Genomic DNA, 13,130 nt, shown 5'->3' on the forward strand with positions numbered 1-13,130 from the left:
GACCATAAACTGTCGGAATGCGGAAAGACAGCGGCCCTTACCCGAGACGGATGTAGGGCACATCCTTCTTCGCCACTTCGTCCAGCGCCTCTTCATACCCGGCATCGGCATAACGCATGACGCCGAGCGCCGTGTCGTTGGTCAAGGCGTGATCGAGCCGTTCGTCAGCGTCTGGGGTGCCATCGGCAACGACGGTGACGCCGCAGCTCGTCATGTAGCCCGCATAGCCGCCGCCGCCGGAATGGACGACAACGAGATCCGCCATCGATGAGCAGAGCATCATCGCATCGATCAGCGGCCAGTCTGCAATCGCGTCGGAGCCGTCCTTCATCCGCTCTGTCATGATGTTCGGATGCGCCATGGCACCGGCATCGAGATGGTCCCGCGAGAAGGCGACCGGTCCCTTGAGCTCGCCACTCGCGACCAGCTCATTGACCCGGCGTGCAAGGGCGGTGCGCTCGCCATGCCCAAGCCAGGCAATACGCGCCGGCAGGCCTTCGAAGGGCACATGCTCCCGGGCAAGACGGATCCAGTTGGTGATGATCTTGTTGTCGGGGAACATCTCCAGCAGCAGATCGTCTATGCGGGCGATGTCGCTTTCCTCGCCTGATAGCGCCATCCAGCGGAAGGGACCGATGGCACGGGCAAACAGCGGCCTCAGATAGGCTTCGGTGAAAATCGGGATATCGAAGGCGTTGGCGACGCCGCCTTCCTTCGCTTGGGTGCGGATCAGATTGCCGTTGTCGAAAACTTCCGAGCCCTTCTTCTGGAAGTTGAGCATGGCTTTGACATGCTCGACGATGGATGCGCGGCTGGCGGCCATAAGCTGGCCCTGGCCGTCGTCGCGCAGGTCCTTGACCTGTTGCAGGCTCATGCCCTTCGGCACGTAGCCGTAGACAAGGTCATGCGCCGATGTCTGGTCGGTGACAATATCAGGCACGATCCCGCGCCGCGCGATCTCGGGATAGATCTCCGCCGCATTGCCGACGAGGCCCACGGAAAGTGCCCGCTTTTCCTTCACCGCCGCGTCGATCATCGCAAGGGCCGAATCGAGGTCCGGCGCGATCTCCTGAAGATAGCCGATCTGCTGGCGCTTCCTGGCGCGCTCAGCGTCGATATCGACACAAAGGATGGCAGCGCCTGCCATACGGCCGGCAAGCGGCTGCGCACCGCCCATGCCACCGAGGCCGGCAGTCAGCACGAAACGGCCGAAGAGATCGCCGCCGAAGCGCCGCTCAGCAATGCGCATGAAGATTTCATAGGTGCCCTGGATGACGCCCTGGCTGCCGATATATTGCCAGGCGCCAGCTGTGAGCCCGCCCCAGCAGATCAGACCCTTGCGCTGTAGCTCATAGAAGACTTCGGCCTTCGCCCATTGTCCAACGATGTTGCAATTCGCCATGATCACCAGCGGTGCTTTCGCATGCGTGCGCACCAGCCCGATCGGCTTGCCGGATTGGATCAGCAGCGTCTGGTCCTCATCCATCTCGGTCAGGGCCTTGACGATGCCCTTGTGCGCAGCCCAATTGCGTGCTGCCTTGCCGAGCGCAGCATAGACCACGAGATTGTCCGGATCTTCGCCGACCGAGAGTACGTTTTCGAGCAGTCGCAGTAATGCCTCCTGCCGCCAGCCCTTGGCGCGCAGCTCAGGACCGCCCGGGATAGGGAATTTCGGATGACGTGGATTGGCTTTCGGCATGGAATTCCCTTCCCTGATTGATCGTTATTTCGGAAGCTTTTTATTTCGGAGGCAAGGCTTCGGCGAAATCCAGTGCCGCAATCAGCAGCCGCTTGCGCAGCATGTCGTTGCCATAGGCCCCAGGGCCAGCGCGCACCCAGCCCTGCATCTCACGCGCGCCGGACAGCATCCGCTTGATGTCGGGCAGCGCTAGCGCCCAGGCGTCGTTGCCCTTGCCGAGGCGCACCAGCATCCCATCCTCGCGCGCGCCGCAGAGGAGATGGCCGTTGAGAAGAAAGGCCCGGCCGCCGAACATCGCTTTTTCGCTGAGCCCCGGCCGTTGCCCGAGTTCCTCTCTCAGCAATTCCTCAAGACCTGCGTCGCGGGCCATTGCCTTCTCCCCGTGTTGTCAGCCTCTCTTGCCGGCGAGGGCGTATTTGGCGATCTCGATGCCCATCGCCTTTTCGACAGACGGATAGACGGTCGGATCCAGCACGCTCGCCGAGAGCGGGATGATGTCCATCGGCACATGCAGGATGAAGACGTGCATGCCCTCATGCAACTGGCCGACGCTCAAGGGCTCGCCCTCTGGAGACAGCGTGGTGATGACCGAGGGGAATGTCGCCAGGCGCTTACCATTGGCATCTTCGACCGCCATGTATTCGTTCATCACATGCATGGTGACGGCCTTCTCGCCGGCACCGACCGTGATGGTGCCGATGTCGAAGGCTTCCTTGGTATAGACAACGTCCTTTTTGCCGATCGTGCCTTCGGCGAGGATATGACCGCCGGTCGTCTTGCAGATCGCGTCGATGACGGCGCTGCCCCCCTTTTTCTCCGCCTCGATGATCGCTTCGCCGAGCGACAGCGCCATGGAGATGCCGCCGAGGGCCGCGTGGGTGCGCACATAGGAGGCGCGCAGCGGATTGCGGCAGGAGGCGATGAAGCCGCCGGACTGGTCGGAGGCGGCGCGCAGAATCGGCGAAATCTTCGCAGTCGCACCTTTCACCACCAATTCGATATAGCGGTTTTCGGCGCGGTTGCCGCCGACGGCGGTCTGGATCATCTGCTCGGGCGAACCGGCCATGCCGATCGAGCCCATATCGCCGGTCGGATGCGCGCGGATGTCGCCGACGGCGTCCACGACCTTGGTGCCGAGAATAGCCGAGGGTAGCCAGCCGTTCAGCGTCGACGACCGGCCGTTCTGGCCGATGATCAGGCCGGAAAGCTTCTCGCCGAGTTCGTCCTGCAGGAGCTGGACGGCCTTCACATAGTCGATGCCCTGCATCTCCCAGGGCGTGGTGGACGCCGGCGCGCCGATGGCAGCCGCCGTCGCGATCCAGTCGTTGTCGTCGAGCTCTTCGATCGACACCAGCTCCGGCTTGCCGACATTGACGGCCGCATAACCGAGCATGCGGCCGTGATCGGCCCAGCCGCCACCACCGGCCGCATAAACGGAGCCGCCTTTGACAGCCGCCTCGACATCCTTCGCAACGAGTATGCGTCCCATTTGGCTACTCCTGATCTCAGCCGGTTTTCTTCAAGGTTTTGTCCATGTCGCGCACCGCTTCAAACAGCACGGCGGCGCCCATGGCGATGTCGTCATTCTCGGCCCATTCGTCTGCTGAGTGACTGCGGCCATCCTTGCAGGGCACGAAGATCATCGCTGCCGGCGCCACCTTGGCGATCCAGGCCGTATCGTGGCCGGCGCCGGACGCCATGCGCCGATGCTTCGCCCCAACCGTTTCGCATGCTCGCTCCAGCGTTTCGAGCAGGCCGGCATCGCCCGGCGTCGGAAAATTGTCTGAGACGCGGACGGGCGGCTTGATGGTCACTCCGTAAGCCGTAGCTATCTTTTGCACAGCACCATCGATCCAGGTTAAGAAGAGTTCCATGTCCTCGCGGATCTCGGCGCGACCGTCGATCAGCAGCACGACTTTGGACGGCACCACGTTAGCGGCATTTGGCTCGATGCGGAATTCGCCCACGGTGGCGGCGAAATGGCCCGGCGTCTGCGCCTGCTCCGCCGCCCGCTGCCTGATGTCGAGTACCAGCTGCGAGGCTGCCACCAGCGCGTCCGCGCGCCGGTCCATCGGCGTGGTGCCTGCATGATCGGCACGACCTTCGACGGTGATTTCGATGCGGGTGATGCCGGCGATCGCGGTGACGATGCCGATATCCTTGTTCTCCGCTTCCAGCACCGGTCCCTGCTCGATATGCAGCTCCAGGAAGCCTGCGAGATCCGGGCGCTTCTGGGCGAGGAGCACCGAAGGGTCGCCGCCGACCTCAGCAATGCCTTGGGAAAGCGTGCGGTCGCCGCTGGTGCGGCTGAGCCATGCCTCGGGAATTTGCCCGGTCATCCCACGGCTGCCGATGCAGGAGACTCCGAAGATGCTGACTTCCTCGGCGAGGAAATCAACGATCTCCAGATCATGGTCCAGTTGAATGCCCTGATCTTTCAAGGCGCGCGCAACTTCCAGCGCCGAGATCGTGCCGGCAATGCCGTCGAAGCGGCCGCCATCGGGCACGGTGTCGGAATGCGAGCCGACCATGATCGTGCCGAGGCCGGGTTTTGCGCCGGCGCGGCGGCCGATCAGATTGCCGCTGGCATCGATGCGGGTTTCCAGCCCCGCCGCTTTCATGCGCGCCTCGATGTAAGCACGGCCTTCCAGAAACAGCGGCGAGAAAGCGCGTCGTGTCCAGGGGTGATCGGGTTCGGTGATCCCTGCCAGCGCTTCGATATCTTCGGCGATGCGATCGGCGTTGACGGGCAGATTGTGGCGTTTCGATTGGTTCATCAGGCGGTCTCTCCGGCGATAATCTGGCGAGGAAGCGGGCGGACAAATCTGCCGCTGCCCGGCTCGGCCAGCACTGTGTTTTCGTCGGTAATCCGCTTGCCTCTGAGATAGGTGGCGGATACCGACCAAGGCAGGCGGATACCGTTATAGGGACTCCAGCCGACGACATTGTTGCCGCTCGAAGCGGCGTCATAGACGGTTTCGCGCGGTTCCAACACAACGATGTCGGCATCCTTGCCCGGCGTCAGCGCGCCCTTGATATGGTCGAGGCGAAAATGTTTGGCGGGGTTCTCCGCCATGAGCTTCGCCGCCCAGGTGAGCGGCACACCGCGTTCCAACGCGCCTTTGACGAAGAGCGGCACCATGACTTCCAGGCCCGGCACGCCCGATGCATTCGCCAGCATATCCGGGTTGGTCTTGCGGTTCTCCGACCAACTGACGTGGTCGGTTGATACCAACCAGACATTGCCTTCCGCCACCTTGCGCCACAATGTCTCCACTTCGGCGCGCGGGCGGATCGGCGGATTGATCTTTGCCTTGCCGCCGAGGCGCTTCACGTCGTTTTCCTCGTCCAGCGTCAGATAGTGGATGCAGCACTCCACCGTCGCCTCGAAACCGTCGCGGCGGTAGGCGCGGGCGATATCGTAGCCGCGGCCGAGCGAACAATGCACCACATGCGCCGGGCAGCCGGTATTCGCGCCCGTTTCGAAGATCGTGTGCATGGCAAGCAGTTCGGTGATTGGCGGCCGGGACAGGCCGTGTGCGCGGTAATCTGTGATGCCGCTGGCCTTCACCTGTTCCATGTAGGTCCGAACCGCTTCATCGTCCTCATTGTGCACGCCGGCCGTCAGCCCGGTCGGTGCGATCGCCGCAAAGCAGGCGTCGAGCAGGGCAGGGGGGATGCGCGGGAAGCGCTTCGGGTCCGTGCCGAAGGTCGAGAATTTGAAGGCAGCGACGCCGGCCTCGACCATTTCGGCTATGCGCGCCACGCCTTCTTCCGGGTCGACCGTGCCGTAAAGCGCGAAGTCGACGCGGGCTTGTGGCGAGGCGTGATCGATCTTCTTCTTCACGGCTGCCGCCGAACAGACGAGATTGCCTTCGTCATAGGGCATGTCGACGATGGTGGTGACGCCGCCCGCCGCTGCCGAGCGGGTCGACCAGATGAAGTCTTCCTGGTTCTTTTGCGAGAGCGAATGCACTTGGGCGTCGATCGCGCCGGGCAAGATCAGTGCTTTTCCGAGCAAATGCCGTTCGCGCCCTCCGGGCGGGGTGCCGATGCCGATTTGGACGACCTTGCCGTCTCGCACGGCGACATAGCCCCCTTCCACGATACGCTCGGGCAGAACCACCGTGCCCTGCAAAACGAGATCGAAGTCAGCCATATCCAGTCTCTCCGTTCACCGGTTTGTTCAGATCGCGACGGCTTCGCGATAAAGCCGTTCTTCGACCCGCTCGAGCGAGCCGAGGGCGAAGAAGTCATCATAGGCGAGGATCGGCGCATGGGCGATCATCTCGGATACGAAGGCCTCGGAGGCCAGTTCCTCTTCGATCGCTTCGACTTCAGCCGAAAGTGGCCGGTCGACGACATAGAAGTCGGCATGTTTGCGCACGACGTCGTAAAGCATGCGGGCCACGCCTTCCGGCTTGTCGCCGAGAATGTCTATCGCCTGCGCCGAGAGCAGGGCTTCCAGCGCCGCAAGGCGTTTCAGTGCACGCATCTGCCGCTCGAAACGTTCGATGACCAGCGGCAGGAAAGCGGCTTCATCCTCCATGCCGGCGGCCACGACCAGCGACTGCGCCGATACCGGATTGGACATGGACAGCACCCGCGAGAAGATCTCGCCGGCAAGCTTGATGATTGGGCCGAAGCCGGTAGCGATTTTGCCCTCCGGCACGAGGTTGACAGGCAGGCCGCGCCGTTGACCGTTGCCGAGCAGGACGCAGCGATTGAAGGCATTGCGCGCCGCATGCGCCATGCAGATGACCGCAGCCTCGAGCAGGATCGTCACATCGAGCGGCAAGGAGCCACCTGACGTCATGACCCGACCGTCGACGATGACGGGATTGTCGTCCGAGCGACCGGTCGCCGCCAGGATCTTGTGGCCGGCGGTCAGGAGATTCTCGATCACCGCACCGAAGACCTGGCCGATCATGCGCAGGCTCAACGGGTCCTGTATATGCGTCGCCACGGGCCAAGGCCATTCTTCGGAGGCATTGCAGAGCCAGGAGCCGATCAGGGCCTCGCGCGCCGTGCCAACGTGGCGCACTGCGTACCAGGGATCACGCGAGGAACCGAGGGCACCGGCCGCCATCATGCCGGTCGCGAGCAGCACCCGGATGGAAGAAGCAGCATTGCGGGTCGTCTCGGCCGCAGCCGCGAAGCTCACGGCGTTGACACTGAGCGAGGCCAGGCTGTCGCGCGGCAGCATCCTCACAGGCTTGATGCCGGCCGCTGCGAACGCATCGGCTGCCTGCATGCGCCGGCCGTGATAGACGGCCTCGCCGACCCCGGTCAGCACTGCGCCGATCTGGCCCATCAGGCCGATATCGGCGCAGCCGATCGAACCGGTGCGGCGGACGACGGGAATGACATCCGAATGCAGGAGCTGGAGATAGGCGTCGATCAGCTCCGAGGAGCAGCCGACCTGGCCGGTCAGCGCCGTATTGATGCGAATCGCCATGGCATTGCGCACGACGGACATGGAAAAAGGCGCGCCGGTACCGAAATGATGGGCGCGCACGAGGCCGAGATTGAAGGTGTCGAGGTCTTCGGGCGACCACTCCACATCCTTCATCGCCCCGACGCCGGTGGTCGAGCCGTAGACGGGCATTCCGGACTGGATCGTGCTTTCGAGAACCTCGCGCGCCGCACGCACGCGAGCCAGGCCGCTTTCCGATGCCGTAGGCATCACGACCCCAGCGCCGATCCGCACCAGATCGCTGAACCCCAAGGGCTGTCCGGTGAGTTCGATGCCGGCTTTCTGACGCTCCATGTTGCTATTCTCCTTTCCTGCAAGGCTATGCGAGCATCATTGACAATGGGATATCCCAAATGGCGAACACCTGTTGTGCCGCGTATGCAAAAGCACGCGCAAAACCCGCTCAGCGCCTTCAATGACGCACTACAACCGAAAGGGGGAGGTATGCATTTCCATTAAACGGCATAGCCGTAGAAATAGGTCAGCTTAAATGCCATGCAATATAAAGCAGCGCGAGCGCGATGATCCAGAGCGCCAGGCGTCCCGAACGGCCGTGCTTCGCTTCCGCCTTGCCGATTGCTTCCGCCGTCTGCGGGTCGAAGCGCAGGCCGTTTTCGCTCATGGCGAGAAGTTCGTGATGGAATTTCTCGGTTTTCGCGGCGATTTCAGGGGCGGCCTCCGCCAGCTTCACGGCCGCTTTAAAACCGTCTCGCAGGTCGGTTACGATACGCTTGGGACCGAGATTGGTACGGATCCAGTCGCCGACGACGGGTTCCGAAGCCTTCCACATATTGAAGCGCGGATTGAGCATGCGCGACACGCCCTCGACCACGACCATGGTCTTTTGCAGCATGACCAGCTCCGGCCGCGTCTCCATATCGAAAAGTTCGGTCACTTCGAAGAGCAGCGTCAGTAGCTTGCCCATGGAGATCGTTTCCGCCGGCTGGCCGTGGATCGGCTCACCGATGGCCCGGATCGCCTGCGCGAAGCTTTCGGTATTGTGATGCGCAGGCACGTAGCCGGCCTCGAAATGCACCTCGGCGACGCGGATATAGTCGCGGGTGATGAAGCCGTAGAGAATTTCGGCAAGGAAGCGGCGTTCCTTTTTGCCGAGCCGCCCGACGATGCCCATGTCGACCGCGACGATCTCCCCTTCGGCATCGACGAAAAGATTGCCGGGATGCATATCAGCATGGAAAAAGCCGTCGCGCAGCGTATGCCGCAGGAAGGACTGGATCAGCGTGTCGGCGAGCACATTGAGGTCATGGCCGGCTGCCTTCAGCCCCTCGACATCGGACATCTTGACGCCGTCGATCCACTCCATGGTGATGACGTCGCGGCCGGTGCGCTCCCAATCGACTTTGGGGACCCGGAAGCCGGGATCCTTCTCGGTGTTTTCCGCTATTTCGGAGAGCGCTGCCGCCTCCAGGCGCAGATCCATCTCGACCTTGGTCGTCTGCTCCAATGTCCGCGTCACTTCGACGGGCCTTAGGCGGCGACTCGACGGCATGAAGCGTTCCTGCAGATGGGCGACAAGATACATCGCTTTGATATCGTTGCCGAAACGCTGTCGCACACCCGGGCGGACCACCTTGACGGCAACGCGTTTGCGGCCCTGCGGTGTCTGCACTTCCGCCGGATGCACCTGCGCAATCGAAGCTGCGGCAATCGGTTCGTCAAAGCTTACATAAAGGTCGTCGATGGGGCGGCCAAGCGAACCCTCGATCGCAGCCTTTGCCGCCGCATGCGGGAAGAAAGCCATGCGGTCCTGCAGTTGCGACAGGTCGTTGGCCATGTCGACGCCGACGACATCGGGTCGCGTCGCCAGGAACTGGCCGATCTTCACGTAGGAAGGCCCGAGCCGCTCGACGGCCTTGGCCAGGCGGTCGCTGCGCGCCTGGGTCTTGGCGCGCTTGCGGGCAAAGATGCTGACAAAGGATTTGGCCAGGCTGACGGAGGGCGGCAATCCTTCCGACGGAAGCGCAATGACCACGCCTTCGCGCACCAGCACCCAGCCGACCCTGAGGAGGCCGAAATATACGTTGAAAGCACTCATCGGGTCTCAAGGTCTCGCTTGATGCCAGCCGAAAACCGCTTCAAACTTTTCGGTGTCATGCGTCAGAGCTTCCAGCCGGAGTGCAGGGCGGCGATGCCGCCGGTATAGTTGGTAAAGCTCACGCGCGAAAAGCCGGCCTCGCGGATCATCGTCGCAAAATCCTGCTGGTTCGGGAATTTGCGGATCGATTCCACCAAATACTGATAGGGCTCGGCATCGCCGGTGATCGCCTTGCCGAATTGCGGAATGGCATTGAAGGACCAGGCGTCGTAGACGCGGTCGAGCAGCGGTAGGTCGACTTCGGAAAATTCCAGCACCAACAGCCTGCCGCCGCGCTTTAGCACGCGATAGGCCTCCTTCAGCGCCACATCGATATGCGGCACGTTGCGGATGCCGAAAGCGATCGTATAGGCGTCGAAGGAGTTCGGCTCGAAGGGCAGCTCTTCGGCATTGGCTTCGACGAAGGTGAGATTGCCGGCAAGTTTCTTCTTCTCCGCGCGCTCGGCGCCGACGCCGAGCATCGAGCCGTTGATGTCGAGCACGGTCGCATGCGCCAGCCGGTTCGAGGCTTCGACGATGCGGAAGGCAATGTCGCCCGTGCCACCGGCGACGTCGAGGACCTTATAGGCCGCGTCCTTGCGCGGGTTGAGCGCCGATATCATCGCATCCTTCCAGGCCCGGTGCAGGCCCATGGACATGACGTCGTTCATGATGTCGTAGCGCTTGGCGACCTTGTGGAACACCTCGTTGACGAGGCCTTGCTTCTCGCCATCGGCCACTTCGCGGAAGCCATAGGATGTCTCCATACCGCCATCGGCGGAGGTGCGGCTTTCTGCCATCAGCTCAACTCCGTTACACAAATCTGCGACGGACCATAGCGAAATCGCGTTTGCCACGCTATCTCATGAGCCAGGTCACCAACCGCAACGCCTTTGGGCTATAGCTCAGATCATAAGCGGTTGAAACATAAAGATGGATAGCGATGCCGGAATTACCAGAGGTCGAAACCGTCAGGCGTGGGCTTGCGCCCTCCATGGAAGGCGCGCTGCTTGCCGAACTGGAGCTGCGCCGCAACGACCTGCGCTTTCCCTTTCCGCTCGAGTTTTCGCGCCTTGTTTCCGGCCGCGGCATCACGTCGCTGTCACGACGTGCGAAATATCTTCTGATAGATCTCGATGACGGCATGACGATCATATCGCATCTCGGCATGTCCGGCTCGTTCCGCATCGAGAATGGGACGATTGCCGATATGCCAGGTGAGTTCCATCACCCGCGCTCCAAAGACGAGAAGCATGATCACGTCGTCTTCCATTTGAAGGGTGTCAACGGCGATGCGCGCGTCATTTACAATGATCCCCGCCGCTTCGGCTTCATGGACATCGCCCGGCGCGCAGATCTCGCCAGTCATCCGTCCTTCCGCGATCTCGGCCCTGAGCCGACAGGCAATGAATTGAGCGCCGACTATCTGGCCGAACGCTTCTCGGGCAGGGCGCAACCGCTGAAGAGCGCGCTGCTCGACCAGAAGAATATCGCCGGCCTCGGCAACATATATGTGTGCGAGGCGCTATGGCGTTCGCATCTGTCGCCGCTGCGCGCCGCCGGGACGCTGGTGACCGAAGCCGGCGGGCCGAAAGAGGAATTGTTTCGGCTGGTCGGCGCGATCCGCGAGGTCATCGCCGATGCGATCGCCGCCGGTGGTTCGTCCTTGCGCGACCATATCCAGACGGATGGTTCGCTGGGCTATTTCCAGCATTCCTTTTCCGTCTACGACCGTGAGGCTAAGCCTTGCGGCACGCCCGGCTGCGGCGGTACGGTCGCCCGCATCGTCCAGGCGGGGCGCTCTTCTTTTTATTGCGCCTCCTGCCAGAGCTAATGTGAAGGGAGAGAGTCATGGCCTACGAAACCCTAATCGTCGAAACGCACGGGGCTGTCGGCCTCGTCAGGCTCAACCGGCCGCAGGCGTTGAATGCGTTGAATTCGACCGTACTTGCTGAGTTGAAGGAGGCTTACGCCGCCTTTCATGCCGATGAGGCGATCGGCGCGATCGTCTTGACTGGCTCGGAAAAGGCTTTTGCAGCCGGCGCCGATATCAAGGAGATGCAGCCGCTCGATTTTGCCGATGTCTATAAAGGCGATTTCATCAGCGGCTGGGACGAGATCGCCAAGGCGCGCAAGCCCGTCATTGCCGCCGTCAGCGGCTTTGCGCTCGGCGGTGGCTGCGAGCTCGCCATGATGTGCGATTTCATCATCGCTGCGGATACCGCAAAGTTCGGCCAGCCGGAGATCACGCTCGGCATCATCCCCGGCATGGGCGGCTCGCAACGCCTGATGCGCGCAGTCGGCAAGGCAAAGGCGATGGACATGGTCTTGACGGGCCGGATGATGGATGCCGCCGAAGCGGAGCGTTCCGGCCTGGTGTCGCGCATCGTGCCGGCCGACAAGCTGATCGAAGAGGCGCTGGCCGCCGCCGCCAAGATCGCCTCGCTGTCGCGCCCCTCGGTGTTGATGGCCAAGGAGGCGGTCAACCGGGCGCTGGAAACGACGTTGGAAGAGGGCTTGCGCTTCGAGCGCCGGCTTTTCCATAGCCTGTTCGCCACCGAAGATCAGAAGGAAGGCATGGCGGCTTTCATCGAGAAGCGCAAACCCGACTTCAAGAACAGGTGACGCGAGATTCCGGAATTGCGCGGGTTCCGTGAGAATCCGCGTTGACGCCGTCGCTCATTCCGGTTATATGCCCGCCACAGTTTGGAAAGCCGATCTGGTTTTCCGCAATTGCTCCCGCATTGCTGGATGAAGAGGCCGCAAGGCCCGCACTGCATTGACGGAGTTATGTTCGAATTCTAAGAGAGGCATACATGGCCAATACCAGCTCGGCGAAAAAAGCGACCCGCAAGATCGCCCGCCGCACCGAAGTCAACAAGGCTCGTCGCTCGCGCGTTCGCACCTTCGTCCGCCAGGTTGAAGAAGCCATCGCATCGGGTGATGCGGATCGTGCGAAGGAAGCCTTCCTGGTTGCGCAGCCGGAACTGGCTCGCGCTGCCACCAAGGGTGTCATGCATGCCAACACTGCTTCCCGTAAGGTCTCGCGTCTTGCCAAGCGTGTTAAGGCGCTTTCGGCTCCGACCGCGTAAATCTTTCCTTAACGATTTAATCGTTAGACTTGAGCCCGGCCCTTGCGCCGGGCTTTTTGGATTCAACCGGAATCGACCCGTATCGTTAAAATGTAGCCGGCTGATCATGTCACTGAGGTGACAGAAAAATTTGTTTAAAAACAAATATTTATGGCAGGATGTCTTAATGTTGCATGATCTGCGTGACGGGCTGCAGGCTCGCAAGTGAGTCAAGGGATTTTTTATTTTTTTTGTTTTCAAACCTGTGTGAATCGCGCTCAACGTGAATCTCCTTGATTCAAAAGCGATTCTTTTTTGACGGGGTTGTGACAGTCAAAAACGACTTCCAGAGTCAAGGACCGCCTCTTAATTTTGTGTAAAATTCATCGTTGATCTCTGCATTCGATCCTGCCTAAATGGCTTTCAACAAGGGGCGCGGACATCATCTGAAACGGCTTCGGCGAACACTGCCACTAAAGGCAGCGGTGGTGGTTTTTTGTTCCTTGTGACGGAGCGGTTCGGTTCCGTTTTTTCAAACAGTTGACGAGTTAAGGCCGTAAGCGGTAACGCCTGCGGAACGAGGAAACTTGTCTGCTCTTTGCAGCCTTAAGTCCCAAGCGTGGCTGCGGGGAGGGGAGAAAAATTAACAGCCGTTTGGCGCAGCCGGTCGGAATACGAGGACCGAGTGACTGCGCCAGATGCAGACACCAAGACGAAGGCCGCTCGAGGAGCAGTTTTCGCCAGGGTGTTTTGCGTAAGGTCCGTTTGGCTGGACCCGGCTGATGAACC

The 13,130-nt window shown here is 61.5% G+C and carries 11 protein-coding genes; 3 read left to right on the top strand and 8 right to left on the bottom strand.

Annotation, left to right across the window (positions count from 1 at the left end; all coding sequences use genetic code 11):
• Window positions 1-37: 37 nt before the first annotated feature.
• From FHT86_RS18060 to ubiE, 8 genes are all read right to left on the bottom strand, one after another.
• Window positions 38-1,699, bottom strand: coding sequence for a urocanate hydratase (locus FHT86_RS18060; RefSeq protein ID WP_133708204.1), 1,662 nt, complete (start codon window positions 1,697-1,699; stop codon window positions 38-40).
• Between the two features lie 40 nt (window positions 1,700-1,739).
• Window positions 1,740-2,069 carry a TfoX/Sxy family protein gene (locus FHT86_RS18065; RefSeq protein WP_133708205.1) on the bottom strand — a complete coding sequence of 110 codons (330 nt, stop codon included), beginning with the start codon at window positions 2,067-2,069 and terminating at the stop codon, window positions 1,740-1,742.
• An 18-nt stretch (window positions 2,070-2,087) separates the two neighbouring features.
• Window positions 2,088-3,188, bottom strand: a complete 1,101-nt coding sequence (locus FHT86_RS18070; protein WP_133708206.1) for a DUF917 domain-containing protein — start codon at window positions 3,186-3,188, stop codon at window positions 2,088-2,090.
• 16 nt (window positions 3,189-3,204) lie between these two features.
• Entirely contained in the window at window positions 3,205-4,476 is a 1,272-nt protein-coding gene (locus FHT86_RS18075; protein WP_133708207.1) for a Zn-dependent hydrolase, read from the bottom strand.
• Window positions 4,476-5,858, bottom strand: coding sequence for a dihydroorotase family protein (locus FHT86_RS18080; RefSeq protein ID WP_133708208.1), 1,383 nt, complete (start codon window positions 5,856-5,858; stop codon window positions 4,476-4,478). Before FHT86_RS18080 ends, FHT86_RS18075 begins: the two co-directional genes overlap by 1 nt.
• A gap of 27 nt (window positions 5,859-5,885) precedes the next feature.
• Window positions 5,886-7,469 (bottom strand): aromatic amino acid lyase, encoded by a 1,584-nt coding sequence (locus FHT86_RS18085; RefSeq protein ID WP_133708209.1) that lies wholly within the window; start codon window positions 7,467-7,469, stop codon window positions 5,886-5,888.
• 187 nt (window positions 7,470-7,656) lie between these two features.
• On the bottom strand, window positions 7,657-9,231 hold the full coding sequence (ubiB, locus tag FHT86_RS18090; RefSeq protein ID WP_133708210.1) for a 2-polyprenylphenol 6-hydroxylase: 1,575 nt from the start codon (window positions 9,229-9,231) through the stop codon (window positions 7,657-7,659).
• A gap of 62 nt (window positions 9,232-9,293) precedes the next feature.
• Window positions 9,294-10,070 carry a bifunctional demethylmenaquinone methyltransferase/2-methoxy-6-polyprenyl-1,4-benzoquinol methylase UbiE gene (gene ubiE, locus FHT86_RS18095; RefSeq protein ID WP_133708211.1) on the bottom strand — a complete coding sequence of 259 codons (777 nt, stop codon included), beginning with the start codon at window positions 10,068-10,070 and terminating at the stop codon, window positions 9,294-9,296.
• 143 nt (window positions 10,071-10,213) lie between these two features.
• Here ubiE and mutM point away from each other — a divergent pair, with 143 nt between their 5' ends.
• The 3 genes from mutM to rpsT all read left to right on the top strand — a co-directional run bounded on the left by mutM (window position 10,214) and on the right by rpsT (window position 12,362).
• Entirely contained in the window at window positions 10,214-11,104 is an 891-nt protein-coding gene (gene mutM, locus FHT86_RS18100; protein WP_133708212.1) for a bifunctional DNA-formamidopyrimidine glycosylase/DNA-(apurinic or apyrimidinic site) lyase, read from the top strand.
• A 17-nt stretch (window positions 11,105-11,121) separates the two neighbouring features.
• Window positions 11,122-11,895, top strand: a complete 774-nt coding sequence (locus FHT86_RS18105; RefSeq protein ID WP_133708213.1) for an enoyl-CoA hydratase — start codon at window positions 11,122-11,124, stop codon at window positions 11,893-11,895.
• Window positions 11,896-12,086: 191 nt separating this feature from the next.
• Window positions 12,087-12,362: a 30S ribosomal protein S20 gene (gene rpsT / locus FHT86_RS18110; RefSeq protein ID WP_133708214.1), complete on the top strand. Its 276-nt coding sequence runs from the start codon at window positions 12,087-12,089 to the stop codon at window positions 12,360-12,362.
• Window positions 12,363-13,130 lie beyond the last annotated feature (768 nt).

Origin of the sequence: Rhizobium sp. BK313 (assembly GCF_014193655.1) — a bacterium.
Lineage (GTDB): Bacteria > Pseudomonadota > Alphaproteobacteria > Rhizobiales > Rhizobiaceae > Rhizobium.